Annotated in this window: 23 protein-coding genes and 1 other RNA gene; 16 read left to right on the top strand and 8 right to left on the bottom strand. The window is 61.0% G+C overall.

Going from position 1 to position 24,805, the window contains the following annotated elements; translation table 11 throughout:
• The first annotated feature begins 41 nt into the window (after positions 1 to 41).
• The 4 genes from ASF70_RS06870 to ASF70_RS06855 all read left to right on the top strand — a co-directional run bounded on the left by ASF70_RS06870 (position 42) and on the right by ASF70_RS06855 (position 7,264).
• Positions 42 to 2,603, top strand: a complete 2,562-nt coding sequence (locus tag ASF70_RS06870) for a transglycosylase domain-containing protein (RefSeq protein ID WP_062578610.1) — start codon at positions 42 to 44, stop codon at positions 2,601 to 2,603.
• 194 nt (positions 2,604 to 2,797) lie between these two features.
• Positions 2,798 to 4,699: a molecular chaperone DnaK gene (gene dnaK / locus ASF70_RS06865; RefSeq protein WP_062578609.1), complete on the top strand. Its 1,902-nt coding sequence runs from the start codon at positions 2,798 to 2,800 to the stop codon at positions 4,697 to 4,699.
• 94 nt (positions 4,700 to 4,793) lie between these two features.
• Positions 4,794 to 5,930 carry a molecular chaperone DnaJ gene (gene dnaJ / locus ASF70_RS06860; RefSeq protein WP_062454181.1) on the top strand — a complete coding sequence of 379 codons (1,137 nt, stop codon included), beginning with the start codon at positions 4,794 to 4,796 and terminating at the stop codon, positions 5,928 to 5,930.
• A gap of 155 nt (positions 5,931 to 6,085) precedes the next feature.
• Positions 6,086 to 7,264 carry a low temperature requirement protein A gene (locus ASF70_RS06855; protein WP_062578606.1) on the top strand — a complete coding sequence of 393 codons (1,179 nt, stop codon included), beginning with the start codon at positions 6,086 to 6,088 and terminating at the stop codon, positions 7,262 to 7,264.
• Between the two features lie 3 nt (positions 7,265 to 7,267).
• Here ASF70_RS06855 and ASF70_RS06850 read toward each other — a convergent pair whose 3' ends face one another.
• On the bottom strand, positions 7,268 to 7,483 hold the full coding sequence (locus ASF70_RS06850) for a SlyX family protein (protein ID WP_062578605.1): 216 nt from the start codon (positions 7,481 to 7,483) through the stop codon (positions 7,268 to 7,270).
• A gap of 188 nt (positions 7,484 to 7,671) precedes the next feature.
• Here ASF70_RS06850 and recF point away from each other — a divergent pair, with 188 nt between their 5' ends.
• Genes recF through ASF70_RS06835 form a run of 3 tightly spaced genes read left to right on the top strand, consistent with a single transcriptional unit; the run spans position 7,672 to position 10,101 of the window.
• On the top strand, positions 7,672 to 8,796 hold the full coding sequence (gene recF, locus ASF70_RS06845) for a DNA replication/repair protein RecF (protein ID WP_062578603.1): 1,125 nt from the start codon (positions 7,672 to 7,674) through the stop codon (positions 8,794 to 8,796).
• Between the two features lie 37 nt (positions 8,797 to 8,833).
• The gene (gene moeB, locus ASF70_RS06840) at positions 8,834 to 9,622 is read left to right on the top strand and encodes a molybdopterin-synthase adenylyltransferase MoeB (RefSeq protein WP_156461793.1); all 789 of its coding nucleotides are present in this window, start codon (positions 8,834 to 8,836) and stop codon (positions 9,620 to 9,622) included.
• Positions 9,619 to 10,101 (top strand): GNAT family N-acetyltransferase, encoded by a 483-nt coding sequence (locus tag ASF70_RS06835; RefSeq protein ID WP_062578601.1) that lies wholly within the window; start codon positions 9,619 to 9,621, stop codon positions 10,099 to 10,101. The genes moeB and ASF70_RS06835 overlap by 4 nt, the downstream gene beginning before the upstream one ends.
• On the opposite strand, the gene ASF70_RS06830 is transcribed toward ASF70_RS06835, so the two are convergent.
• Positions 10,098 to 11,102: a D-glycerate dehydrogenase gene (locus tag ASF70_RS06830; RefSeq protein WP_062578599.1), complete on the bottom strand. Its 1,005-nt coding sequence runs from the start codon at positions 11,100 to 11,102 to the stop codon at positions 10,098 to 10,100. The two genes, ASF70_RS06835 and ASF70_RS06830, sit on opposite strands and share 4 nt — an antisense overlap.
• A 164-nt stretch (positions 11,103 to 11,266) precedes the next feature.
• Here ASF70_RS06830 and ASF70_RS06825 point away from each other — a divergent pair, with 164 nt between their 5' ends.
• Entirely contained in the window at positions 11,267 to 11,809 is a 543-nt protein-coding gene (locus ASF70_RS06825) for an SH3 domain-containing protein (RefSeq protein WP_062454187.1), read from the top strand.
• On the opposite strand, the gene ASF70_RS06820 is transcribed toward ASF70_RS06825, so the two are convergent.
• Positions 11,802 to 12,794 (bottom strand): adenosine kinase, encoded by a 993-nt coding sequence (locus tag ASF70_RS06820; protein WP_062578597.1) that lies wholly within the window; start codon positions 12,792 to 12,794, stop codon positions 11,802 to 11,804. The two genes, ASF70_RS06825 and ASF70_RS06820, sit on opposite strands and share 8 nt — an antisense overlap.
• A 349-nt stretch (positions 12,795 to 13,143) precedes the next feature.
• Here ASF70_RS06820 and ASF70_RS06815 point away from each other — a divergent pair, with 349 nt between their 5' ends.
• Positions 13,144 to 14,088, top strand: a complete 945-nt coding sequence (locus tag ASF70_RS06815) for an AEC family transporter (RefSeq protein ID WP_062454189.1) — start codon at positions 13,144 to 13,146, stop codon at positions 14,086 to 14,088.
• Positions 14,089 to 14,113: 25 nt separating this feature from the next.
• Here the strand turns inward: ASF70_RS06815 and ASF70_RS06810 are convergent, their stop codons facing one another.
• Positions 14,114 to 14,701: a cytochrome c family protein gene (locus tag ASF70_RS06810; RefSeq protein ID WP_062454190.1), complete on the bottom strand. Its 588-nt coding sequence runs from the start codon at positions 14,699 to 14,701 to the stop codon at positions 14,114 to 14,116.
• 150 nt (positions 14,702 to 14,851) lie between these two features.
• On the opposite strand from ASF70_RS06810, the gene ASF70_RS06805 reads away from it, so the two are divergent.
• Both ASF70_RS06805 and ASF70_RS06800 read left to right on the top strand, forming a co-directional pair.
• Complete coding sequence (locus tag ASF70_RS06805) at positions 14,852 to 15,610, top strand: 3-deoxy-manno-octulosonate cytidylyltransferase (protein WP_062578595.1); 759 nt, start codon at positions 14,852 to 14,854, stop codon at positions 15,608 to 15,610.
• Positions 15,611 to 15,622: 12 nt separating this feature from the next.
• Complete coding sequence (locus ASF70_RS06800) at positions 15,623 to 16,486, top strand: prephenate dehydratase (RefSeq protein ID WP_062578593.1); 864 nt, start codon at positions 15,623 to 15,625, stop codon at positions 16,484 to 16,486.
• 18 nt (positions 16,487 to 16,504) lie between these two features.
• Here ASF70_RS06800 and nudC read toward each other — a convergent pair whose 3' ends face one another.
• Complete coding sequence (nudC, locus tag ASF70_RS06795) at positions 16,505 to 17,461, bottom strand: NAD(+) diphosphatase (RefSeq protein ID WP_062578591.1); 957 nt, start codon at positions 17,459 to 17,461, stop codon at positions 16,505 to 16,507.
• Positions 17,458 to 17,853, bottom strand: coding sequence for an HIT family protein (locus tag ASF70_RS06790; RefSeq protein WP_244474019.1), 396 nt, complete (start codon positions 17,851 to 17,853; stop codon positions 17,458 to 17,460). Before ASF70_RS06790 ends, nudC begins: the two co-directional genes overlap by 4 nt.
• Positions 17,854 to 17,953: 100 nt before the next feature.
• Between ASF70_RS06790 and ffs the strand changes: the two genes are divergently transcribed.
• The 3 genes from ffs to ASF70_RS06775 all read left to right on the top strand — a co-directional run bounded on the left by ffs (position 17,954) and on the right by ASF70_RS06775 (position 20,350).
• Positions 17,954 to 18,050: signal recognition particle sRNA small type (ffs, locus tag ASF70_RS06785), an RNA gene on the top strand.
• Between the two features lie 76 nt (positions 18,051 to 18,126).
• The gene (locus ASF70_RS06780; protein WP_062578588.1) at positions 18,127 to 20,004 is read left to right on the top strand and encodes a DNA polymerase III subunit gamma/tau; all 1,878 of its coding nucleotides are present in this window, start codon (positions 18,127 to 18,129) and stop codon (positions 20,002 to 20,004) included.
• 22 nt (positions 20,005 to 20,026) lie between these two features.
• A complete protein-coding gene (locus tag ASF70_RS06775; RefSeq protein ID WP_062454196.1) occupies positions 20,027 to 20,350 on the top strand; it encodes a YbaB/EbfC family nucleoid-associated protein in 324 nt (107 codons plus the stop codon).
• A gap of 54 nt (positions 20,351 to 20,404) precedes the next feature.
• Here the strand turns inward: ASF70_RS06775 and ASF70_RS06770 are convergent, their stop codons facing one another.
• A complete protein-coding gene (locus tag ASF70_RS06770) occupies positions 20,405 to 21,037 on the bottom strand; it encodes an MOSC domain-containing protein (RefSeq protein ID WP_062578587.1) in 633 nt (210 codons plus the stop codon).
• A gap of 54 nt (positions 21,038 to 21,091) precedes the next feature.
• Between ASF70_RS06770 and recR the strand changes: the two genes are divergently transcribed.
• Positions 21,092 to 21,697 carry a recombination mediator RecR gene (gene recR, locus ASF70_RS06765; RefSeq protein WP_062578585.1) on the top strand — a complete coding sequence of 202 codons (606 nt, stop codon included), beginning with the start codon at positions 21,092 to 21,094 and terminating at the stop codon, positions 21,695 to 21,697.
• A gap of 66 nt (positions 21,698 to 21,763) precedes the next feature.
• Complete coding sequence (locus ASF70_RS06760; RefSeq protein WP_244474018.1) at positions 21,764 to 22,945, top strand: lytic murein transglycosylase; 1,182 nt, start codon at positions 21,764 to 21,766, stop codon at positions 22,943 to 22,945.
• 18 nt (positions 22,946 to 22,963) lie between these two features.
• Here the strand turns inward: ASF70_RS06760 and ASF70_RS06755 are convergent, their stop codons facing one another.
• Positions 22,964 to 24,613 (bottom strand): MFS transporter, encoded by a 1,650-nt coding sequence (locus ASF70_RS06755; RefSeq protein ID WP_062578583.1) that lies wholly within the window; start codon positions 24,611 to 24,613, stop codon positions 22,964 to 22,966.
• Positions 24,614 to 24,805: the final 192 nt, after the last annotated feature.

Genomic DNA, 24,805 nt, shown 5'->3' with positions numbered 1-24,805 from the left:
GCGCATTCAGGATGCGCGTAACGGGGATATGCCGGCTCATCATGGCAGCCAGAAAATCGGACAAACGCGTCGAACCGTCTTTTGGCGGATCGCAGGACAAAGACGACTTCCGTCTCGACGCGGACGACCGCATCATTGGCAATGGACGCTCTACCCGGCGTGCGCAGAAGGCCGATGACGAGTACGACGATCTCCCGCCTCGCAAGACACGCAAGCAGTCCGACCCGTCCAACGACCGCGACAGATCTTCGCGCAAGGCATCGTCAAATCGCGGTGGCGACAATGGTGGCTTCTTCGCGCCCCTGAAACGACTGGTTTACTGGTGCGTCGTCCTGTCGATCTGGGCAGCGATCGGCATCGGTGGACTTGTTCTCTACTACGGCGCGCAGATGCCGTCTGCCAGCAGCTGGACCATTCCAGACCGTCCGCCAAACATGAAGATCACCTCGACCGATGGGTCGGTGATCGCGAACCGCGGCACGACCGGTGGCGAGGCGCTGGCGCTGGAAGACATGTCGCCTTATCTACCCCAGGCCGTCATGTCGATCGAGGACCGGCGCTTCTATTCCCATTTCGGCGTCGATCCGCTGGGTCTGGCGCGCGCCTTCGTCAACAATCTGACAGGCCAGCCGATCCAGGGCGGTTCGACGATCACCCAGCAGCTTGCCAAGAACCTGTTCCTATCCCCGGACCGCACGTTCGAGCGAAAGATCCAGGAAGTGCTCTTGTCCTTCTGGCTGGAGACGAAATTCACCAAGGACCAGATCCTGGCGATGTACCTCAACCGGGTGTACTTCGGCGCGAATGCCTATGGTGTAGAGGCCGCTTCGCGTCGCTACTTCAACAAGTCGGCACGGGACGTCAACCTCGGCGAGGCGGCAACGCTTGCGGGTCTCTTGAAGGCGCCCTCGCGGCTTTCGCCTGCCAGAGATCCGAAAGCGGCCGAAGAGCGGGCACAGGTCGTTCTCGGCACGATGCGGGAAGAAGGCTACATCACTGACAGCGACCTCAAGACCGCGATGGCGCAGCCGCCTTCCAACGCCAAGAGCTCCTGGAACGGCGCCCAGCACTACGCCGCAGACATGGTGGTCGATGAGGTCAAGCGTCTGATCGGGGAGCCGAAGGTCGATGTCGTCGTCGAGACCACCGTCGATCTGCGTCTTGAGGAAGCCGCCGAAAAGGCTTTGAAAGATGTGCTGACCAAGGAAGGCGGCAAGCTGAACGCCTCGCAGGCGGCGCTTGTGTCCGTTGATGCGACCGGCGCCATCCGCGCAATGGTGGGCGGCCGCGATTACGCCCAAAGCCAGTTCAACCGGGCCGTCAAGGCCAAGCGCCAGCCGGGCTCCGCGTTCAAGCCGTTCGTCTATGCCTCGGCTCTCGAAGCGGGCTACAATCCGGACACGATCGTCAACGACGCGCCTGTCCGCATCGGCAACTGGACGCCGGAGAATTACGAAAAGGAATACAAGGGGCCGGTTCCGCTTTCCTATGCGATGGCCCATTCGCTCAACACCGTCGCCGCCCAACTGGTGATGGCGGTGGGGCCTGAAAAGGTCGTGTCGATGGCGCATCGGCTCGGCGTCGATTCCGACATCCAGCCGAACGCCTCGATCGCGCTCGGGACATCCGAAGTCTCGCTGACGGAACTCACCTCATCCTATGCGGCCTTCATGAACGGCGGCTACAAGGCGACGCCCTATATCGTGAAGCGGATCGCGGATACGGACGGCAAGGTTCTCTATGAGGCCGACTACACCAACCCTCCGCGTGTTCTCAGCGCGCCGGTTGCCGCTGCCATGAACAGCATGATGTCGGGCGTCGTCCGTGACGGCACCGGCCGGGCCGCGCGCCTCGACGGCTGGCAGGTTGCCGGCAAGTCCGGGACGACCCAGTCGTTCCGCGATGCGCTGTTTGTCGGTTATACAAGCATCATGACGACAGGGATCTGGTTCGGCAACGACGACGGCGCCTTCATGAAAAAGGTGACGGGTGGCGGCCTGCCGGCAAAAGCCTGGAAGGAATACATGACGGTGGCAATGAAGGGCTATACCCCGACGCCACTGTTCGGATTCAACAGCGGCCTTCAGCTGCCACCGCCCGTTGAGGAAGAACAATCGCCATCGACATCGATTGGCGACATCATTTCCGGCATCATACCGGGGGCGAGCGATCAGCGTGAAGCGCCTGCGCCCGACAATTTTCCGCCAGCTCCGCGTGCGCCGGTCCAACAGGCGGCACCTCGTGGAGAAGCCTCTCTCGAACAGCCGGCACGCAGGCCTCCGCCCGCGACGCGCCAGCAAGTCCAGCCTGCCACCCCGGGCCAGCCCGATTGCGCCTATGGTGACAACGCGGTCTGCAACACCGGGACGGTTTATGACAACAGACCGCCGCCGCGACAGTATCGCGAAGGCGGTTCTGCCAACCGGGCGCAACCCGGAGAATACAGGGATTACCGCGAATATCGTGCCCCTTACGATAGCCAGGCACCGGTGCCGCCCGGCGATGTCGGCGGCCGCCCGATGCCGCCTTCGGACGTCGGACAAGTCTACCAGCCGCAGGAAACGCGTCGCACGACGCTGTACGATATCCTCATGGGCCAGTAGCCCGTTAGAAAGACAGAAGGAAAATTGCATTTTTTTGCGTGAATGCAGGCGAATTCCCGCCTTGCAGTCCGAAAAACCCGTCCTTATATACCCCGCATGACAGCAGCCGGTGCTGCGAAAATTCCCAGTCGAGGAACTGTCAAAGGAATGCCTTTCACGGGGTTCCGACAGTTCGCTTAAAGGAGAGAGAAGATATGGCAAAAGTAATTGGCATCGACCTTGGCACTACCAACTCCTGCGTCGCCATCATGGACGGCAAGGATTCCAAAGTCATCGAGAATGCGGAAGGCGCGCGCACGACGCCGTCCATGGTCGCATTTTCTGACGACGGCGAACGTCTCGTCGGTCAGCCGGCCAAGCGCCAGGCTGTAACCAACCCAACCAATACGCTCTTCGCAGTGAAGCGCCTTATCGGCCGCCGCTACGAAGACCCGACCGTTGAGAAGGACAAGGGCCTCGTACCCTTCGACATCGTCAAGGGCGACAACGGCGACGCTTGGGTGAAGGCTCAGGACAAGGCCTACTCTCCGGCCCAGATCTCCGCGATGATCCTTCAGAAGATGAAGGAAACCGCAGAAGCCTATCTCGGTGAGAAGGTCACGCAGGCTGTCATCACGGTTCCCGCATACTTCAACGATGCCCAGCGCCAGGCAACCAAGGATGCCGGCCGCATTTCGGGTCTTGAAGTTCTGCGCATCATCAACGAGCCGACGGCTGCAGCACTTGCCTACGGCCTCGACAAGAAGGAAGGCAAGACGATTGCCGTTTACGACTTGGGCGGCGGCACGTTCGATATCTCGGTTCTCGAAATCGGCGATGGCGTCTTCGAAGTGAAGTCGACCAACGGTGACACCTTCCTCGGTGGTGAAGACTTCGACATGCGTCTCGTCGAATATCTCGCAAACGAGTTCAAGAAGGAAAACGGCATCGACCTGAAGAACGACAAGCTCGCTCTGCAGCGCCTCAAGGAAGCATCCGAGAAGGCAAAGATCGAACTGTCGTCGTCGCAGCAGACCGAAATCAACCTGCCGTTCATCACGGCCGATGCTTCCGGTCCGAAGCACCTGACCTTGAAGCTGACCCGCTCGAAGTTCGAAAGCCTGGTCGACGATCTCGTCCAGCGCACTGTCGCACCGTGCAAGGCAGCCTTGAAGGATGCCGGCGTGACTGCCGCTGAAATCGACGAAGTCGTTCTGGTCGGCGGCATGAGCCGCATGCCGAAGGTACAGGAAGTCGTCAAGCAGCTGTTCGGCAAGGAGCCGCACAAGGGCGTCAACCCGGATGAGGTGGTTGCCATGGGCGCCGCGATCCAGGGCGGCGTTCTGCAGGGCGACGTCAAGGACGTTCTCCTTCTCGACGTGACCCCGCTGTCGCTCGGCATCGAAACGCTCGGTGGCGTCTTTACCCGCCTGATCGACCGCAACACGACGATCCCGACGAAGAAGTCGCAGACCTTCTCGACCGCCGACGATAACCAGTCGGCCGTGACGATCCGCGTTTCGCAGGGCGAGCGTGAAATGGCGCAGGACAACAAGCTGCTCGGTCAGTTCGACCTCGTCGGTCTGCCGCCGGCTCCGCGCGGCATGCCGCAGATCGAAGTCACGTTCGACATCGACGCCAACGGTATCGTCCAGGTTTCGGCCAAGGACAAGGGTACCGGCAAGGAACAGCAGATCCGCATCCAGGCATCTGGTGGTCTGTCCGACGCCGACATCGAGAAGATGGTCAAGGACGCCGAAGCGAACGCCGAAACCGATAAGAAGCGTCGTGCCGGTGTGGAAGCCAAGAACCAGGCCGAAAGCCTCATTCACTCCAGCGAGAAGTCGCTGGCTGAATATGGCGACAAGGTAACCGAGACCGACCGCAAGGCGATCGAGGATGCCATTGCCGCGCTCAAGGCTTCTGTCGAGGCTCCCGAGCCTGATGCAGATGACATCCAGGCGAAGACCCAGACCCTCATGGAAACATCCATGAAGCTTGGTCAGGCCATCTATGAGGCCCAGCAGGCTGATGGTGGCGCTGCCGAAGCCGGCAAGGACGACGGTGTCGTCGATGCCGACTACGAGGAAATCAAGGACGACAAGAAGTCGGCCTAAGTCTGGTTCCGTTGACGGATACCGCTAGATAGTCGACTAAGATATCCGGCTGCCATCGTGCAGCCGGAACCCTTTCTGGAGCCGGTTACCGCTTATGGCTAAAGCAGATTTTTACGAAACGCTGGGTGTCGGCAAATCCGCTGACGAGAAGGAGCTGAAAAGCGCCTTCCGTAAGCTTGCGATGAAATACCATCCCGACAAGAACCCCGGCGATGCGGAAGCTGAGAAGAAATTCAAGGAGATCGGCGAAGCTTACGAGACGCTGAAGGATCCCCAGAAGCGCGCGGCCTACGATCGCTTCGGTCATGCTGCCTTCGAACAGGGTGGCATGGGCGGCGGCGGTGGCGGCTTCTCCGGCGGCGCAGGAGCAGGTGGCTTCTCCGACATTTTCGAAGACATTTTCGGCGACATGATGGGCGGCGGCCGTGCGCGCCGGTCCTCCGGCGGTCGCGAACGTGGCGCCGATCTTCGCTACAATATGGAGATCACCCTCGACGAGGCCTATGCCGGCAAGACGGCGCAGATCCGGGTTCCGTCCTCGATCACCTGTGACGTCTGTTCGGGTTCGGGCGCCAAGCCCGGCACCCAGCCGAAGACCTGCGGCACCTGCCAGGGGTCCGGGCGCGTCCGTGCATCCCAGGGCTTCTTCTCGGTTGAGCGGACCTGCCCGACCTGTCATGGCCGCGGACAGACCATCACCGATCCGTGCACCAAGTGCCACGGCCAGGGTCGCGTCACCGAAGAGCGTTCGCTGTCGGTAAACATTCCATCGGGCATCGAAGACGGCACGCGCATTCGCCTGCAGGGCGAAGGCGAAGCCGGTGCGCGCGGTGGCCCAACCGGGGATCTCTACATCTTCCTGTCGGTCCGACCGCACGAGTTCTTCCAGCGTGATGGCGCCGATCTCTACTGCGCCGTGCCGATCTCCATGACGACGGCAGCGCTTGGCGGCACGTTCGATGTCGGGACGCTGGATGGATCGAAGTCACGTGTGACCGTTCCTGAGGGCACACAGGCCGGCAAGCAGTTCCGCCTCAAGGGCAAGGGAATGCCGGTGTTGCGGTCTTCACAGACGGGTGACCTCTACATCCAGATCCAGATCGAGACGCCGCAGAAGCTGACCAAGCGCCAGCGTGAGCTGCTGCAGGAGTTCGAGGACATCTCGTCCAAGGAGAACAATCCGGAATCGACGGGCTTCTTTGCCCGGATGAAGGAATTCTTCGACACCTGATGGCTGTCGCAAAGACGAAGATTGCAAAACGCCGGCCCTGCGCCGGCGTTTTTCTTCGTTAAAACCCTTATAGACACCGCAATCTGCCCAGCCATTATTATAGAGCTGAACAATCCCGCTCTGTAGTTGCGGGACTGAAACAATCGAGACCAGACATGACGGACGGTAAACACTACTGGCTTCGCAAAGACGACAAGCAGGCGACCAAGGCCAACTTCCCGGAACTGTTCTTCGACCTGGTCTTCGTCTTCGCCTTCATCCAGTTGTCGGAAACGCTGGCCGCGGATTTCTCACTCGGGATCGCCGCCGAAGCGCTGATTTTCATCTTCGCGCTCTGGTGGGTCTGGATCCACACGACCTGGGTCACCAATCTTCTCGATGCCGAAATAGAGCCGGTGCGGATCCTGCTGTTCGGCCTGATGTTTCTCGGCGTCATTCTGGCAATTGCCCTGCCGAGGGCGTTTCAGGACATGGGCCTGACCTTCGCGCTCGCCTATTCGGCCATGCAGATCATTCGATCGCTGTTTGCGCTCTACGCCTTCCGACACGCCGATCGGGCCTCCTATGTCACCTTCCAGCGGATTACCGTCTGGCTTTCGGTTTCAAGCGCCTTGTGGATCGCCGGCGGCCTCAGTGAACAGTCCGTCCGGGTGTATTTCTGGATCGCTGCGCTGGCGATCGAATATATCGCCCCGATCCTGCGTTACCGGGTGCCCGGGCTAGGTGCCGCGCCTGCGGAAACGCTTGACATCAACGGCGAGCATATGGCCGAACGCTGCGCGCTGTTCGTCATCATCGCACTTGGGGAAACGATCCTCACCACGGGCAAGAATGCATCCAGTCATCTGGAAAGCAGCTTGACGCCACTCGTGCTGTTTGTAGCCTTCCTTTCGACCGTGCTGATGTGGTGGATCTACTTCCATGACGGGCAGGAAAAGGCAGCCGACAAGGCGGAAGAAAGTTCAGAGCCACAGGCGACCGCGAATCATCTTTTCACCTACGGTCACCTGCCGATTATCGCTGGCATCATCCTTACTGCAGTCGGTGAAGACTTCGCACTGTCGCATGCGCACGAGCATGCAACGCTTGCTCAGGCTTTCGCGCTTCTAGGCGGTCCGATCCTGTTCTTAAGCGGCATGATCTGGGTAAAGACGCATTCGACAAAGCATGTGCCATGGTCGCATTGTGCCGGCATTGCCGTCCTTGTTGCCTGCTTTCTGCTTGTTGCGAGCCTGACAACCGTCCACATCCAGATGCTTGCGACGGGTTCGCTTCTGGCCGTCGCAATCTGGGAATATGTGGCCCTGAGGCGCTTTGCCCGCGCCGCCGCGTGACGGTCAGTAGTGTGGCGGCCTAGTGTTGGCCGGCGCTTCCAGCGAGGTTTCCTCGAGGGACAGAAAGCGTACGGTCAGCCGGTCGAGCTTCGAGCGGGTCTGCTCGACGACCTTCCACTGTTCGGCAAGCTGGTCGGACAGTTCCTCGATGACCTTGGCCTGATGCGCCGCCAATTCCTCCAGCTTCAAAATTCTATCGTCTTCGGTCACACTATTCACTCGCACTCGATTTCGGGCATTCGCCGGATCCTTCCGGCTGAGGCTTTCTCCGAGACTACAGCGTTTGGAACGGGAAGAAAACGGCGGGCACGGCCTGCAACTCGCCAAGGGTGATGTCAGTTACAGACCTGCGCTTGCCTTCTTGGCGCGAAGTCCTTAGCTCCTACGTGGAAACAACGCGATACAAGATGGCGCAAAAGACCTTCCTTTCCCGGTTGAAGCTGACCGACTTTCGAAATTACACCCAGGCTTCGCTCGATCTCGACGGCCGGCATGTCGTCCTGACCGGCGAGAACGGTGCAGGCAAGACCAACCTTCTCGAAGCCGTGTCCTTCCTGTCTCCCGGCCGTGGCCTGCGCCGCGCCGTGCTGAGCGATGTCACGCGCGTCGGCGCTGCCGCAGGTTTCAGCGTCTTTGCGGATGTGGACGGGATGGAGGGCGAGGTTTCGCTCGGCACCGGCATCGAAGCGAATGACGGCGACGGTGTCAGCCGTAAGCTCCGCATCAACGGCACGCCGGCAAAATCGACCGAAGAACTCTCCGACCATCTGCGCGCCCTTTGGCTGACCCCGGCTATGGATGGGCTGTTCACCGGCCCCTCGGCCGACCGCCGCCGCTTTCTCGACCGACTGGTTCTCTCGCTCGATGCAGGCCACGGCCGGCGGGCGGGCGATTTCGAGCGGGCCATGCGCAGCCGCAACCGGTTGCTGTCCGAAGGCCGGTTCGACCCTGCGTGGCTTTCCGCAATCGAGGCGCAGATGGCGGGTCTCGGTATATCCATGGCGGCTGCCCGGCACGAGATGCTGGGACTGCTGAAGACGCTGTCTGCCAATCTCGGCGACACGCCGTTTCCAACGCCAGAGCTTTCGCTGGAAGGGTTTCTGGACGGTGCCATGGATCGGCCCGCGGCGGACCTCGAAGATGAATATCTCGCCATGCTCGCGTCAGGGCGTGGCCGCGACGCTGCAGCGGGACGAACACTGGATGGTCCGCACCGTGTCGACCTAACCGTTCGTCACCGCGAGAAGGACATCGAGGCTTCGCGCTGCTCGACCGGGGAGCAGAAAGCCCTGCTGATCGGGCTCGTGCTTGCCCATGCCCGCCTGACGGCTGATATGACCGGCCATGCGCCAATCCTGCTTCTGGACGAGATTGCAGCACATCTGGACGAGGGACGGCGCGCGACATTGTTCGATCTCGTGCATGGACTGGGCGGGCAGGCCTTCATGACCGGCACCGATCGCCACATGTTTGCAGCGCTTGCCGATCGGGCGCAGTTCCTGACAGTTTCCCATGGCGGCATAACCCGCTGAACCTGCTTACACTCGATTTCTGCGGTGCTATGATCCCATGATGGAAAACCAGAATTCGGACACGCTCCGCCCAGATGAAATCGAGCGCTATCGCCGCCATATCCTGCTGCCGGAGATCGGCGGTCAGGGCCAGCAGAAGCTCAAGAGCGCACGTGTGCTGGTGATCGGTGCGGGCGGTCTTGGGGCGCCCATACTCGAATATCTCGCAGCGGCCGGCGTTGGCACGATCGGCATCGTCGACGACGACCGCGTTTCGCTCTCCAACCTGCAGCGACAGGTGATCCACGATACCGGCACGATCGGCGAGATGAAGACACGGAGTGCCCGAGAGGCGATCGCCCGGTTGAACCCGAATACGCGGGTGATGGATTTCGAGGAGCGCTTCTCCGCCGAATGGGCTCAGATGCATCTCTCCCGTTTCCGCCTGCTGATCGACGGCTCGGACAATTTCGACACGCGCTATGCAGCAGCGGACGCGGCGGAAGCGGCCCGCATCCCCTTGGTGACGGGTGCGGTCGGGCGCTTCGACGGATCGTTGACGGTGCTGAAACCTTACGAGGCCGGCGAGGACGGAGATCTCAACCCCACCTACCGCGACCTCTTCCCCGAGCAGCCGCCGGAAGGCCTCATCCCCGCCTGCGCGGAGACTGGCGTGGTTGGTGCGTTGACCGGCGTGATCGGGACGCTGATGGCGATGGAAGCGATCAAGTTGGTGACAGGGATTGGCGAACCGCTGGTTAGGCGCCTGTTGCTCTACGATGGACTTGCAACGCGGTTCGATGTGATCAAGTACAAGCGCCGTGCGAAACGGACGGCTACCGAATGACTGAGATCGTTCGTATCGACGAGAGTTTCACCGGCTGGGAAGACCTGCTGACGCTGATCATCTCATCCTTCGCCTATATGGACGGGGTGATCGATCCGCCCTCCTCTGCCCACCGGCTCACGCTTGTGTCGCTTGAGCAGAAGGCGCGCGACGAGATTGCGTTCGTCGCGGTGGAAGAGGGACAGCTTGCAGGTTGCGTGTTTCTGAAGCCTGAACCCGGATGTCTCTATGTGGGCAAGCTGGCGATATCGCCTGCGTTCCAGAACCGAGGTCTCGGCCGGCGGCTGCTCTCGGTGGCGGAGGATATCGCGCGGCAACACGGCCTGCCTGCGCTGAGGCTGGAGACGCGCATCGAGCTTACCGGCAATCACGCGACCTTCGAGAAGTGGGGCTTCGTGAAGACGGCCGAGAATGCCCATGCGGGCTATGCCAGAACGACATCGATCGAGATGCGGAAGCGCTCGCGTAAGAACCGTTAGTTCCGGCCAGGCAGAACCCGGTTCGGTGGGCGATGGCCGTCGAAATACGTGCGAATATTGATGATCACCTTGTCGCCCATGTCGATGCGACCTTCGATCGTTGCCGAGCCCATATGCGGCAGCAGCACGACACGTCCCTCGCGGGCGAGCTTGACCAGCTTCGGATTGACGGCCGGTTCGTTCTGATAGACGTCGAGCCCTGCGCCTGCAATTTTCCCATCGCGCAGCAGCTGCACCATCGCGACCTCGTCGATGATATCGCCGCGGGCGGTGTTGACGATGATCGAACCGGGCTGCAGCAAGGCCAGCCGGCGGGCCGAGAGAAGGTGGAAGGTCGCCGGCGTCGACGGGCAGTTGATCGAGACGATATCGACGCGCGCAAGCATCTGGTCGAGGCTGTCCCAATAGGTCGCCTCCAGCTCTTCCTCGGTGGCCGGGCTGACCGGCTTGCGATTGTGATAATGGATGGCGAGGCCGAAGGCCTTGGCCCGGCGCGCCACGGCACTGCCGATGCGGCCCATGCCGACGATGCCGATACGCTTGCCCCAGATCCGCCGGCCGAGCATCCAGGTCGGGCTCCAGCCTTCCCAGTCTCCGGGCTTGTCGGTGAGGATCCGCGATCCTTCCGCCAGGCGTCGGTTGACGGCAAGAATCAGCGCCAAGGTCATGTCGGCCGTGTCTTCGGTCAGGACGTTCGGCGTGTTGGTGACCGTGATTCCTTTCTTCGCGGCCGCATCCACATCGATATGATCGGTACCGTTGGAAAAACTGGCGATCAGCTTCAGCTGCGGGCCTGCTTCCGCGATCAGCCCTCCGTCGATCCTATCGGTAACCGTCGGTACCAGCACATCGGCGGTCTTCATCGCAGCGATAAGCTCTTCGCGCGAACGGGGACAATCGTCGATATTGAGCTCTGCGTCGAAAAGCTCGCGCATGCGCGTTTCAACGGCGTCCGGAAGTTTGCGAGTGATGTAAACCTGAGGTTTTTTCTTCGCTGTCATGGTTTCAAAGCCGCATTGCAATCAGCTGCCATTAGGACGTCCTTAACCAAGGTGCGCAATAGTCTGAGGCATCCAGGGCGTTTTCTTAACAGACCCGTCGGCGAAGACAAACAAAACCTCGCATGGACAGGAACGCTTGTGGAATTTCAGCCGGAATGAGATTCATGCGCAGAACATTCTTTACATCCTTCCTTGCAGCCTCGATCGGGCTCCTCACCTGCCTTTCCGGCGCCGACGGCGCACTTGCACAGGGCGTTGCCAAGGGCGCAAGCGGCCTGCCGCTTCCCCGTTTCGTCAGCCTGAAATCGAGAAAAGTGAACATCCGCATCGGTCCGAGCACGGATTATGCGGTGTCATGGATGTACATGAAGTCGGGAACCCCGATGGAAATCATCCAGGAATACGACAACTGGCGCCGTGTTCGCGATGCCGAGGGCACGGAGGGCTGGGTCAACCAGGCCCTGCTATCGGGCGAGCGCACTGCCGTTGCAGCGCCGTGGATGCGCGGCAAGGGCAAGGACATCTATGTCAACATGCGCAACGAGCCGCAGCAATCCGCGGGCCTCACTGCAAAGCTCGAGCCCGGCGTGATGATCAAGATCAGCGAATGCAATGGCGACTGGTGCCATGCAGAAGCGAATGGTGCAGAGGGCTGGATCGCCCAGGCGGAAATCTGGGGCGCTTACCCGGGAGAGGCCTTTAAATAAGGCCTCTTTCCTTCGCCGCCTGCGCGAGCGAGACCATCGGCCGCGGCCCGATCTGCTGAATGACGATGGCCGCGACGAGGCAGCCGAGCTTGCCGCAATCCTCAAGCGAACGATCTGCGGTATAGCCGTAGAGAAAGCCGGCGGCGAACAGATCGCCGGCTCCGGTCGTATCGACGAGTTCCTCGATGGCATAGGCCGGGATCGCGATCCGCTCCTTGCCACGCACGAGAACCGCACCTTCCTCGCTCAACGTGATGGCCGCCAGCTTGCAATCGTGAGCGATCTTGCCGAGGGCGAGCTCGAAATCGTCCGTCTCGTAGAGCGACAGAAGTTCCTGCTTGTTGGCAAAGACGATATCCACGGTGCCGGATTTCATCAGCTCCAGGAATTCCTCACGGTAGCGGCCGACGCAGAACGGATCCGACAGCGTCATCGAGACTTCACGACCATGCGCATGGGCGATGCGGGCTGCTTCGCGGATAGCATCCTTGGCGCGCGGCGGATCCCACAGGTAACCTTCGAAATAGGTCACCTTCGATTCGGCCACCACGTCTTCCTCGACATGTTCAGGACCGAGTTCGACGCAGGCGCCGAGATAGGTGTTCATCGAGCGCTCGCCATCCGGCGTCACGAAAATCATCGAGCGGGCGGTCGGGGGATGAACACCGTCAGGCTTTGTTTCGTAGTGGACACCCTGGGCACGGATATCATGCTGGAAAATGGTGCCAAGCTGATCGTTGGCGACCTTGCCGAAGTAGGCAGCCCTGCCGCCGAGACTGGCAACGCCTGCCGCTGTGTTGCCGGCGGAACCGCCTGAGGCTTCGACCGCAGGACCCATCTTCGAGTAGAGAAGTTCGGCGCGCTCGGCATTGATCAGGTTCATCGCACCCTTAATGATCGCGTTGTCGCCGAGGAACTGATCGTCGCAGCGCGCGAGGATGTCCACGATGGCATTGCCGATGGTTAGCACGTCGAATTTCGGCATCCGGCTCTGATCCTCTTTCGAATGAATGGATGAGAGAACGGGTATTCGCCTTTAGCCGTGATGGGAAGCAAAAAACGCTGTCGGCACTAAGGCTCCAAAAATCCGCAGCTGTCATTCTCCCGTCATGGTGAGCCGCTAGATAACGATCATCCGATTGCTGATGTCGACCACGGATGAACTGGCGACGAAGCGTTTGGACACCCCTGGCTCGACCGGGGAAGGAAGCGGGGATCAAGCCCCGCTTTTCTGTTTTCGGCTTTCGCCTGCAACGGGTTTGCGCCCGACGCATTTGTCGTTCAGCCAGATCTGCGCTAGACGCAGATAACAGTCTCCTCCGAAAGCCGCCTCCGTGTCGTCAGTCTTCGCCAATGTGCTGCCCGTCTTCATCCTGATCCTGATGGGCTGGCTCGCCGCCAAAACCGGGCTTTTGAAGGCCGAAACCGGTGACGCGCTGGGGGAATACGTCTTCAAGATCGCGGTTCCGATGCTGATCTTCCGGACGGTTGCGGACGCCCATTTTGGCGGCGTCTCTCCCTTCGGGCTGTGGAGCGCCTATTTCATTGCCGTTGCCGTCACATGGACGACCGGGCATCTGATGGCCACGCGGTTCTTCGCAAGGGATGCCAAGGTCGGCGTCATCGCGGGCATGTCGAGTGCGTTTGCCAACAACATCTTCATCGGCCTGCCGTTGATCGATCACATGGTCGGCAAGGAAGGGCTTCTTGCCGTCTCGATCCTGCTCGCCATCCATCTGCCGATCATGATGATCGCCGGCTCGATCCTGATGGAGGGGGCAACTGCGCGGGTCGACGGCACACAGAAGCGCACGCTTTCCGTGGTTCTGCGGCAGGTCGCCAGCAACCTGGTCCGCAATCCGCTCGTGATCGCGATCGCGATCGGGATACCGTTCAATCTTCTGGGCTTCTCGATCCCCACGTCCGTGCTGCCTGTCGTCAACCAGATCGCCGCCTCAGCCGGGCCGGTGGCGCTGATTTCAATCGGCATGGCGCTGACCCGTTATCCGATCCGTGGCGATATCAATCTCGCCACGGCCGTTGCAGTCCTGAAGCTTACCCTGATGCCGGCGATCGTGTTCGCCACAAGCCATGCGATCGGGCTGCCGCGGGACTGGGCGGCCGCTCTGGTTTTGACCTCTTCTGTTCCAACGGGCATCAATGCCTGGCTGATTGCCCAGCGGTTCCGGTCCGGGCAAAGCCTTGCGGCCTCGACCATCAGCATCACGACAGCGTTCGGCCTTATCACCGTAAGCTTCTGGGGTTGGCTGCTGTCGTGATTGGAATGTCTGCCGCCGGGTGGGATCAGTTCGTCGGGGCGGGAGCGGGTGCAGCGCCGGGTTCAGGCAGTGGCGCAGGGCTATCAGACTGTTCGCGGATATAAGCAAGCAGGTTGCCGCGTTCCTTGTCGTTCTTCAATCCGGCAAAGCCCATCGCTGTCCCCTTCACGTAGGCCTTGGGCGCAACGAGGAAGTGGTTGAGGTGATCGAACGTCCAGGTCTCCGCGCCGCCCTTGGAGAAATCCTTCATGGCAGCAGAGTAGGAAAAGCCCTCATGGCTGGCGATCGGACGGTTTACAACACCCCATAGATCGGGACCCACCTTGTTGGGGCCTCCCTTTTCAATGGAGTGACAGCTCTGACACTTCTTGAATACCGTTGCGCCGGCAGCGGCATCGGCACCTGCCATCAGCTGACCAACAGGGACAACTTCCGCGGCACCGCCACCGGCAGCCGCTTCGCCGCCGGCTGGCTCTTCCAGCGCGGCGATTGCAAATCCTTCCTTCTCAGGCGACGGCGAGTGGAAAATCCCCTCCGACGCGATCGATACGGACATCATCACGAAAACCGTGGCAAGCAATGCGCCTACCGACATGTTTACATAGGGATTCATCAGCAAATTCTCCTCACCGGCCCGCCGTCCCAAAGCAGGCACCTTGAATTTGTTTGGAAGCTATGTCTTTTGCAGAGGCCTTGCAACACGATACGCTCGTTCTGCTTGAGACTTTTTGCCACTGCACAGGCTGGATTGGAAGGTTTTACGATGACTTACACGGCTTTCGACCGGACGCTCGTCCTCATTCCAGCACGAATGGCGTCGACGCGCCTTCCCGGCAAGCCGCTCGCAGACATCGCCGGGCTGCCCATGATCGTGCAGGTCGCAAAGCGCGCCGAGGAGGCCAATGTCGGTCGCATCGTCGTTGCCGTGGACCATCAGGACATTTTCGATGTGGTGAAAGCTGCAGGCTTCGAGGTAGTCATGACCCGCGAAGACCACCAATCGGGTTCCGATCGGATCTTTGAAGCGCTGACCAAGGCAGACCCTGATGGCAAGGTGGAATACGTCATCAACGTGCAGGGCGACCTGCCGACCGTGGAAGCCGACGTCGTGCGCGCCTCGCTCAAACCGCTGCTGGACAGCCCGCAGACGGATATCGCCACGCTGACCGTCGAAATCACCGACGAGCACGAGAAGACCAATCCAAATGTGGTCAAGATCGTCGGTTCGCCTCTTTCGGACGGGCGGCTGAAGGCGCTCTATTTTACCCGCGCCACAGCTCCTTACGGCAACGGACCACTTTACCATCATATCGGGCTTTATGCCTATCGCCGCACTGCGCTCGAGAAATTCGTGGCGCTCGGCCCTTCGGTGCTGGAAAAGCGCGAATCGCTTGAGCAATTGCGGGCGCTCGAAGCCGGCATGCGCATCGATGCCGAAATCGTCGCGTCGGTGCCGCTGGGTGTCGACACGCCGGCCGACCTTGAAAAGGCGCGCGCCATCTTATCCTCCCGCGGTTTGTAACGGATCAGCCTCATGAATGCCTCGACCAACCGCATTTCCTTCCAGGGCGAATTCGGCGCCAATTCCGATATGGCGTCCAGGGACATGTTTCCGGATATGGAACCCCTGCCCTGCCCGACCTTCGAGGATGCGTTCCAGGCGCTGGAGAACGGTGATTCGGATCTCGCAATGATTCCGATCGAAAACACCATCGCCGGACGTGTGGCCGACATTCACTACCTGCTGCCGGAATCGCGTCTGCATATCGTCGGCGAATATTTCATGCCGATCCGGTTCCAGCTGATGGTGTTGCCGGGTGTGGAGCGCGAAGAAATCCGCACCGTCCACAGCCATATCCACGCGCTTGGCCAGTGCCGCAAGATCATCCGCGCCAATGGCTGGAAGGCCGTCGTTGCCGGCGACACGGCGGGCGCTGCGAAACTCGTTTCCGAAAAGGGCGACCGCTCGATGGCGGCCCTTGCGCCACGGCTTGCGGCCAGCCTCTACGGGCTCGATATTCTCGCCGAAAATGTCGAGGACACGGAAAACAACGTCACCCGTTTCGTGGTTCTGTCGCGCGACGAGAAGTGGGTACAGCGCAACGAGGCGGATGACGTGATCGTCACCACCTTCGTGTTCAACGTGCGCAACATACCGGCTGCGCTCTACAAGGCGATGGGTGGATTTGCCACCAACGGCATCAACATGACCAAGCTCGAAAGCTATCAACTGGGCGGCAAGTTCGTGGCGACGCAGTTCTATGCGGATATCGAGGGGCATCCGGACGATGCCCCTGTGCGCCGCGCGCTCGAGGAGCTGCGGTTCTTTTCCGAAAAAGTCCGCATTCTCGGCACCTACAAGGGTCATCCGATGCGCGGCGCACTACAGAAAAGCTGACGGTCGGAAGCGCTGCCTTCAGCGCTTCCAGTCGATCCAATCGCGCATCAGCCGATAGGCAATCGCTCCCTTGGCGGGACCAAACGGCTTGTCATCCGGACCGGCTTCCAGCATCGCCTGAACCTCGGCGCGCGAAAACCAGCGAACGTCAGACATTTCGTGGGCATCGATGGTGATCTCCGTCGACGTCGCCTCGGCGAAACAGCCGATCATCAGCGAATGCGGCATCGGCCAGGGCTGCGATGCGTGATAGCGCACGCGTCCGATCTCGATCGCCGATTCCTCGACGGTTTCACGTCTCACGGCCTGTTCGATCGTTTCGCCGGGTTCGACGAAGCCAGCCAGGCAGGAATACATACCCTCCTGGAAATGATGGCTGCGTCCCAAAAGGCAGCGGTCGTTTTCCTCATCGATCGTCATCATGATGACGACGGGGTCGGTGCGAGGAAACATCATGTGCTGACACTTGGTGCAGACGCGCTTGTAGCCGCCGATGTTCATTTCGGTGGGCGAGCCGCATTTGCCGCAGAAGATATTGGCGGCATTCCAGTTGAGCAAGGACACGGCCTGGGCGACCTCGCCCTGAAGCTCGTCATCGAGCAGGCCTTCACGGAAAAGAGCTCGCGCCTCGGTCGGCTTGTAATGGCTTGCAAGCTCTTCATCGGCGATCGTGACCGGGACGGCGACGCGCGGCTCGCCGTTCTGGTGATGGCCGAGCAGCACGGCCCGGTCGAAATCCGGCTTCAGCTCCGCCAGCTCGTAAGCCGCAAACAGCGGATCGAGGATCTGGCCGTCGTGCTTCAGAATGACCCGGCTGCCGGAGAAGGCGAGGATATGGGTGCCATCGACGGACAGCGCCTTCTCGATGCAGTCGTCCTCCCGGTTTTCCGCCTGCCGGTCGAGCTTGTTGCCGGAGAACGCCGTGAGGCTGCTGGGGTCGGGATGGGGTGTATCGGTATCGAATATGCTGCTCATCGGGAAAGCTTTTCCATCAGTCTGTTCATCAGGGCCTGCCTCTTTTCGCCATCATACGGTTCTGCGGATCCGTAGCCCCAGATCGGGCCCGGCCAGTTCGCATCGCCTTCGAAGCGGGCAATCACATGAACATGGAGCTGCCGGACGATGTTGCCAAGCGCACCGACATTAATCTTGGTCGCGCCCGTTATCTCTTTCAACGCTGCCGCAACCTGATTGACCTCGGCCGCCAGGTGCGCCTGATCCGCTTCTGAAAGCTCGAAGATCTCGGTCATGTCGGCCCGCTGCGGCACCATGACAAGCCACGGCCAGCGGCTGTCATTCTGGATCCGCAGCTGGCAGAGATCGAGGGTGGCGATGAGATCGGAGTCCCGCGCAATGCGCCCGTCCAGTTCGAACTCGCTCAAGCATTCCTCCTAATGTTTTTATCTGGTCGTAGTTTTTTACAGGCTTGGCTTGCATTTGAAAGCGTTATTGACGATATGAGCGGTGGGAGGTTGGTGGTGGACGAGCCACTCGCCAACCGGGTCAGGTCCGGAAGGAAGCAGCCCTAACGAGCCAGGCACGGGTCGCCGTGCCAGCCTCCCACCCTCTCATCTTGGTCAGCATCCGGCGCGCTCAGTCTCTGACGGCCGGAATGGCCCGTACAGGCTGGCAGGATTTTCATGAGCGACGACGGGCCGACATATTCCAGCAACCCGACTGCGCCGACGCCTTCCGGCAGTGGCTACCGGGTTCTCGCCCGCAAATACCGTCCCAAGGATTTTTCCGACCTGATGGTCGGCCAGGAGCCGATGGTGAGAACACTCACCAACGCCTTCGAGACCGGCCGCATCGCCCAGGCCTATATGCTGACCGGTGTGCGCGGTGTCGGCAAGACGACGACTGCCCGCATTCTGGCGCGTGCGCTCAATTACAAGACCGCCGAGATCGACCGCCCGACGATCGATCTGCGTATCCCCGGCGAACACTGCCAGGCGATCATGGAAGGTCGGCATGTCGATGTCATCGAGATGGACGCAGCCTCGCACACCGGCATCGACGATATCAGAGAGATCATCGAGCAGGTGCGCTATCGGCCTGTCTCGGCGCGCTACAAAGTCTACATCATCGACGAAGTGCACATGCTCTCCACGCAGGCTTTCAACGGCCTGCTGAAGACGCTCGAAGAGCCGCCGGAGCATGTGAAGTTCATCTTCGCGACGACGGAAATCCGCAAGGTGCCGATCACTGTCCTGTCGCGCTGCCAGCGGTTCGACCTCCGCCGGATCAGTGCTGCCGATCTCGTCGGCCTGTTCACGACCATCCTTGAAAAGGAAGGCATACCGGCCGAGACCGAGGCGTTGTCGATGATCGCGCGCGCGGCCGAAGGTTCGGCTCGCGACGGACTTTCCCTTCTCGACCAGGCGATTGCCCATGGCGCAGGCCATGTGGTGGCTGATACCGTGCGCGGCATGCTGGGTCTTGCCGACCGCGCCCGCATCGTCGATCTGTTCGAACAGATCGTGCAGGGCGACGTGACGGCTGCCCTTTCCGAATTCACCGCCCAATACGAGGCCGGCGCCAACCCTGTCGTGGTTCTGACCGACCTTGCAGACTTCACCCATCTCGTCACACGCTTCAAATATATCCCGGAAGCGGCGGACGATCCTTCGCTGAGCGAAGTGGAGCGTGTGCGCGGTCGCGAATTTTCCGAGACGATCGCCGTCAGCACCCTGTCGCGGATCTGGCAGATGCTGCTCAAGGGCATTCCGGAAGCGGAGAACTCTTCCCGCCCCGCCGGTGCCGCCGAAATGGTGCTGATCCGCCTCACTCATGCCGCCCACCTTCCCTCGCCGGAAGACGCGGCGCGCCGGCTTGCCGACCTTTCCGGTGGCGATGGCCAGCGCGGCGCGCCCAATGGGAACGGCGGCGGCAATGGCGCAGGCCAGATGCCGTCATCCCAGCCTCCGCTTAATGCCCGCGGGATCGATATGCAATCGCAGCGGATGCCGTCAGGCGGACCGACCGCGATGCTGAAAGCCGTGCCGAACGACAACCCGCGCGAGATGCCGGTCGGCCGTGTCGAGGAGAAGCCCGAGCCCAGCGTTGCGGTGCGCTCGCTGGCCGACATCGTCGATCTCTGCTCCAAGAACCGTGACGCGAAGCTGAAGGCGCTCGTGCGCAATTTCGTGCGGCTGGTGAAGATCGAGCCGGGCCGGCTCGACATGCGCCTGACCGACGGCGGACCAACGACGCTGCCCGGCGAACTCGGCGTCAAGCTGAAGGAATGGACCGGCATCCACTGGATCGTCTCCCTCAGCAAGGAAGACGGTTCGCCGACACTGGTCGAGGCAGAGGGTACGGCGCGCGAGGCGCGGCTGACCGACGCGCGCTCCGACCCGGATGTCGCGGCGATCCTGTCGCAGTTTCCCGGCGCAAAGATCACCGACGTCCGGATCCGCGTGAGCGAGGACGAAATCGACGCAGACGAATTGCCGCCGCCAGCCGTGGTGGAAAGCGCCGAGGGCGATATCCTGCCGGGCGACGACATCGAACTTTAAAAATCAGGAAGAGGAGATCCCGATGCGCGACATCATGGGCATGATGGGCAAGGTCAAGGAAATGCAGGCCAAGATGGAGAAGATGCAGGCGGATATCGCCGCTCTCGAAGTCGAAGGCACGGCCGGTGGCGGCCTCGTGACGATCCGGATGAACGGCAAGGGCGACATGCTGGGTCTGAAGATCGATCCGTCCCTGTTCAAGGAAGACGAATCCGAGATCCTCGAAGACCTGATCATTGCAGCCCACAAGCTGGCCAAGGACCGGGCTGAAGAGATCACTGCTGAAAAGACCAAGGAACTGACCGCCGGTCTGCCGATCCCGCCCGGCATGAAGCTGCCGTTCTAAGACGAGACCGGCGCTCCGCATAGGAACCGCCTGCCGGCAAGACCCGCCTATTCGCTAGAACTTGGCGGGTTTTCCGGCTTCGATCGCCTCTCGCATATCGGCGTGGATGGGTGCGGATAGAAACCGCTGCCGGTCGTCATCTCCCAGACACTTGCCGAATTTGGTTAGCAGTTCCGGGATGGAAACCCTCGTTCCCTGGTACGCGCTGAACTCAACGACATCGCCCGCTGAGGCGAATCCTGGCGTCAGCACCCGACAGTAGATGCCGGGGCGTGCCGCACTCCTGTAGGCTTTGACGAAGGTCGGATCGCCCATCTTGGCGGCGAGCGTCGCGCAGGGCGTGCGGGCGGATGTCGCCTGCAGCACAAGTTCGGCACCGATGCGGAAACAATCGCCGGCGGCCACGTCGCGGTTGTCGAGCCCTTCGATCACGAGGTTTTCGCCAAACGTGCCATCCGGCAAATCACGGCCGAGTTGCGACCGCCACCAATCCAGCGTCAGGCTGCCTTCGAGCAGGATCGCCTGCTCAGGGCCACCATGATATTTCGTATTGCAGACGGCATCGCCGACCAGGCCTTCCACGTCGATCATGACCGGATTTCTCATCGGCATCTTGTTGATGCCGGTCTTGTAGCTCTTGCCCTGAAGCTTTTCCGGATGACCAAGGCAGAGGCTAAGAAGTTTCATTCGGCTGGTCCTTCGTCGATTCCGTTTCCCCTGCATATGGGTTAAAGGAGAACCATGGCAAAGCGAGTCACCGGCCCCGAAATCGAAAAACTCATCCAGCTTCTGGCGAAAGTACCGGGTCTCGGCCCCCGTTCGGCCCGCCGGGCGGCATTGCATCTCATCAAGAAGAAGGACCAGCTGCTCGGTCCGCTGTCGAACGCGATGGGCGAGGCCTATGACAAGGTGAAGATCTGCTCGCGCTGCGGCAATGTCGATACGTCTGATCCATGCACGGTCTGCACCGATATCAGACGCGACCAGTCCACACTGATCGTCTGCGAAGATGTGTCCGATCTTTGGGCTCTGGAGCGCGCGGGCGCAATGAACGCGGCCTATCATGTGCTCGGCGGCACGCTGTCGCCGCTGGATGGCATCGGACCCGATGATCTCAACATTCGCGGCCTGATCGACCGGGTGAGCGAAGGCGTGGTCAAGGAAATCATCATCGCCGTCAACGCCACGGTCGAGGGACAAACCACAGCACACTATATAACCGACCAGCTCACCGGCATCGATGTGAAGATCACCCGATTGGCGCATGGCGTTCCTGTCGGCGGCGAGCTGGACTATCTCGACGAAGGCACGCTGACGGCGGCACTTCGGGCACGAACGGCGATCTGAGGAGATATCATGCGCAAGACACTCATCGCCTTTGGAGCCATCCTCTGTCTGCTTCCCCTACCCGTCATGGCGCAGAACAAGCCCGATGTGGAAAAGCAGTTCCAGCGATGGATCGCCAGCGATCTTGGGCCGGAAGCCCGCAAAGCCGGCATTTCCGAGCGGACACTGAAAACCGCCTTTAACGGGATCTCGCTCAACTGGAGCATTCCTGATCTGGTGCCGCCGGGGTCAAAGCCGCCGAAAAGCCAGGATCAGAGCCAGGCGGAGTTCTCTTCCCCCGGCGCCTATTTCTCCGAAAAGCGGCTGCAAGGACTGGCGGCAACGGGTCGCGGCCTTGCGTCGACACATGCCGCGACGCTGAAGCGGATCGAGGCCGCCTACGGCGTTCCCGGTGAGATCGTGGTCGCCATCTGGGGTCGCGAGTCCGGTTTCGGCAAGGCACGGCTTCCCTATTCGGCACTCGAGGTTCTCGCGACCAAGGCCTTCATGTCCACACGCAAGCCGATGTTCCGTGAGGAGTTGATTGCGGCGCTGACGATGATCGAGCGCGGCGACGTGGATGCGGCGACGATGAAGGGTTCGTGGGCGGGCGCTCTCGGCCAGCCGCAATTCATGCCGACCAGCTACCTGAAATACGCCGTCGATTTCGACAAGGACGGGCATCCGGACATCTGGAATTCCGTGCCCGACTCGCTCGCGTCCATAGCCCACTATCTTCAGAAGGAAGGCTGGCAGCGCGGGCGTGACTGGGGTTTCGAGGTTTCCATTCCTGCCAAGGTTTCCTGCGCCCAGGAAGGCCCGGATCTGGCCAAGCCGATCTCCGCCTGGGCGGCGACCGGGATCACCCGGGTGTCGGGCAAGCCTTTTCCTTCCGCCGATCTCAAGGCATCCGGCATGATGCTGGTACCTGCCGGCCGCAACGGACCGGAGTTCGTCGTCACGCCAAATTTCTACGTGCTGAAGGAATACAATAACTCCGACCTCTATGCGCTGTTCATCGGCAATCTTGCTGATCGTATCGCCCATGGTGCCGGCGCCTTCGAGGGCTCATGGGGTGACGTCGGCAAGATGCTTCGCTCCGACGTGCTTGCCATGCAAAAGGCGCTGGTGGCGAAGGGTTACGATGTCGGCAACGTGGACGGTCTGCCGGGTTTCAAAACCCGCCGGGCGCTTGGCGACTGGCAGGCCAAGAATGGTCTTTCGCCGACCTGCTATCCGGATGCGTCGCTGAAAACCCGGCTCAAGTAACGGACCACAGCCTTCGCCTTAGTGGTGAAGGTCGATATGCGGCTTGTGCATGATGTCGGAGGGCGGCGGGATCGTCTGACGCTCGATCATGCGATGAACCTTCGGTTCCTCATCGCCTTGATGCAGCTTGCGGATCGCGTCCCAGATTTCCGCATCCATCTGCATGCGCCGCTGATTGTGGCGCACGTAATCTGCCCAGGTGGCGGTATGATAGGTCTCCGTCCAGACGTCGGGATGTTCGAGATCGCGCATCAAGGCCCACTGCCTTGCACCGTCGCGGATCCGCACCCGTCTGCGGCGTGCCATCAGGGTCAGGAATTCGGGGATGTCCGCCTCGCCGATCAGGTAGTCGATCTGCAGTACGATCGGCCCGCTGCGTGGCTGCAGCGCGAGGCTCAGAAGCGGCGCGTTGAAGCGGTTGAGCGGATCGAGATTGACATCGCCGAACTGTGGCAGCGGCATGCGCCATCCGACGAGAGCGCCGACGAGCATGGCCAAGCTCGCGATGGACAGTGCAACCGATGCGCCAAAGTTTTCGGAAAGTAGACCCCACATCCAGCTGCCCGCAGCAATGCCGCCGAAGGTTGCCGTCTGGTAGAAGGACAGGGCCCGCCCCACGACCCAGCGCGGGGTGGAGAGCTGGACGGTGGTGTTGAACAGCGATAGCGCGAGAACCCAGCAGGCGCCTGGGAACAAGAGCGCAATCACCGTCAGTGTCGTGTTCGTGCTTGCGCCGATCACGGCGGAACTTGCGGCAAAGCCGAGGAACGCGAACCGGACGATCCATTCGCTCGAGAACTTTTCCCTGAGCCTCGCATTGGCAATGGCACCGGCGACGGCGCCGATGCCAAAAGCGCCCAGCATGATGCCGTAGGTGAACGGGCCACCGGACACGAGATCGCGGGCGACGATCGGCAGAAGGGCCAGAATAGCGCTTGCGGTCAGACCGAACAGCAGGCCGCGCAGCAGCACATTCAGAATGTTCGGCGACATCGCGACGTAGCCAAGGCCGGCAGACAGCGCCCGCAGCAAAGTTTCACGCGGAAGCGAATCGTCGGCACGCTGCGGTTTCCAGCGAACCAGTGCGTAGATGATGGCGAAATAGCTCATCGCGTTGACCGCGAAGGCGGCGGCAGCCCCTGCTGCTGCGACGATCGCGCCGCCGATCGCCGGGCCGACGCTGCGGGTGATGTTGAAGCCGACGCTGTTCAGCGTCACTGCGGTCGGCAGGATTTCGCGTGGTACGATATCGCCGACCGAGGCCTGCCAGGACGGGTTATTGAGCGCCGTGCCGCAGCCAATCAGGAAGGTGAACATCAAAAGAAGCCACGGCGTCAGCAGGCCGAGATAGGCAAACACCGTCAGCGCAATCGACACGGTCAGCATGAAGACCTGCGCCGTCAGCATTAGGCTTCGGCGATTGTAATTGTCGGCCAATGCCCCGGCGACAAGCGAAAACAGCATGATCGGCAACGCGTTGGACGCCTGCACCAGCGCCACCATGTCCTGCGAACTGGCGATCGCCGTCATCATCCAGGCGGCACCGACGGCCTGGATCAACCCACCGAAATTCGACGCGATGCTGGCAATCCAGATCATTCGGAACGTCGGCAGCCGAAACGGCGCCAGCGTCGAAATCCGATCGGGCAAGTCTCTTCCTCCCATCATGGCACTGTCACCAAAGGGTTATAGACCTGAAGACCACAAATTCCACCCGCGTCATGTCCTAAAATGCCTGATGATGGAGATCTGCCGTCACCAACCCCATCACGGACCGGAGCGAATGCGACGAGTCTTGCGGCGGTCTTGCAATCGCCGGTGTGAAAGCGTATATGCAGGCCATATTCTTGATCGTCCGAT

It is taken from the genome of Rhizobium sp. Leaf321 (assembly GCF_001423215.1).
In the GTDB taxonomy this organism is placed as follows: domain Bacteria; phylum Pseudomonadota; class Alphaproteobacteria; order Rhizobiales; family Rhizobiaceae; genus Neorhizobium; species Neorhizobium soli.
The sequence above is the reverse complement of the archived record's forward strand: the minus strand, read 5'-3'. Positions and strand labels throughout refer to the sequence as shown.

Excerpts from the sequence above, each read along its gene's own strand:
- ASF70_RS06775 (WP_062454196.1), top strand. The coding sequence starts at position 20,027 with ATGCGCGACATCATGGGCATGATGGGCAAGGTCAAGGAAATGCAGGCC.
- moeB (WP_156461793.1), top strand. The coding sequence starts at position 8,834 with ATGATGGAAAACCAGAATTCGGACACGCTCCGCCCAGATGAAATCGAG.
- recF (WP_062578603.1), top strand. The coding sequence starts at position 7,672 with ATGGCGCAAAAGACCTTCCTTTCCCGGTTGAAGCTGACCGACTTTCGA.
- nudC (WP_062578591.1), bottom strand. The coding sequence starts at position 17,461 with ATGAGCAGCATATTCGATACCGATACACCCCATCCCGACCCCAGCAGC.
- ASF70_RS06855 (WP_062578606.1), top strand. The coding sequence starts at position 6,086 with ATGACGGACGGTAAACACTACTGGCTTCGCAAAGACGACAAGCAGGCG.
- ASF70_RS06825 (WP_062454187.1), top strand. The coding sequence starts at position 11,267 with ATGCGCAGAACATTCTTTACATCCTTCCTTGCAGCCTCGATCGGGCTC.
- ASF70_RS06770 (WP_062578587.1), bottom strand. The coding sequence starts at position 21,037 with ATGAAACTTCTTAGCCTCTGCCTTGGTCATCCGGAAAAGCTTCAGGGC.
- dnaK (WP_062578609.1), top strand. The coding sequence starts at position 2,798 with ATGGCAAAAGTAATTGGCATCGACCTTGGCACTACCAACTCCTGCGTC.
- ASF70_RS06870 (WP_062578610.1), top strand. The coding sequence starts at position 42 with ATGGCAGCCAGAAAATCGGACAAACGCGTCGAACCGTCTTTTGGCGGA.
- ASF70_RS06830 (WP_062578599.1), bottom strand. The coding sequence starts at position 11,102 with ATGACAGCGAAGAAAAAACCTCAGGTTTACATCACTCGCAAACTTCCG.
- ASF70_RS06835 (WP_062578601.1), top strand. The coding sequence starts at position 9,619 with ATGACTGAGATCGTTCGTATCGACGAGAGTTTCACCGGCTGGGAAGAC.
- ASF70_RS06760 (WP_244474018.1), top strand. The coding sequence starts at position 21,764 with ATGGCGCAGAACAAGCCCGATGTGGAAAAGCAGTTCCAGCGATGGATC.
- ASF70_RS06755 (WP_062578583.1), bottom strand. The coding sequence starts at position 24,613 with ATGATGGGAGGAAGAGACTTGCCCGATCGGATTTCGACGCTGGCGCCG.
- ASF70_RS06810 (WP_062454190.1), bottom strand. The coding sequence starts at position 14,701 with ATGAATCCCTATGTAAACATGTCGGTAGGCGCATTGCTTGCCACGGTT.
- ASF70_RS06780 (WP_062578588.1), top strand. The coding sequence starts at position 18,127 with ATGAGCGACGACGGGCCGACATATTCCAGCAACCCGACTGCGCCGACG.
- recR (WP_062578585.1), top strand. The coding sequence starts at position 21,092 with ATGGCAAAGCGAGTCACCGGCCCCGAAATCGAAAAACTCATCCAGCTT.
- dnaJ (WP_062454181.1), top strand. The coding sequence starts at position 4,794 with ATGGCTAAAGCAGATTTTTACGAAACGCTGGGTGTCGGCAAATCCGCT.
- ASF70_RS06820 (WP_062578597.1), bottom strand. The coding sequence starts at position 12,794 with ATGCCGAAATTCGACGTGCTAACCATCGGCAATGCCATCGTGGACATC.
- ASF70_RS06805 (WP_062578595.1), top strand. The coding sequence starts at position 14,852 with ATGACTTACACGGCTTTCGACCGGACGCTCGTCCTCATTCCAGCACGA.
- ASF70_RS06800 (WP_062578593.1), top strand. The coding sequence starts at position 15,623 with ATGAATGCCTCGACCAACCGCATTTCCTTCCAGGGCGAATTCGGCGCC.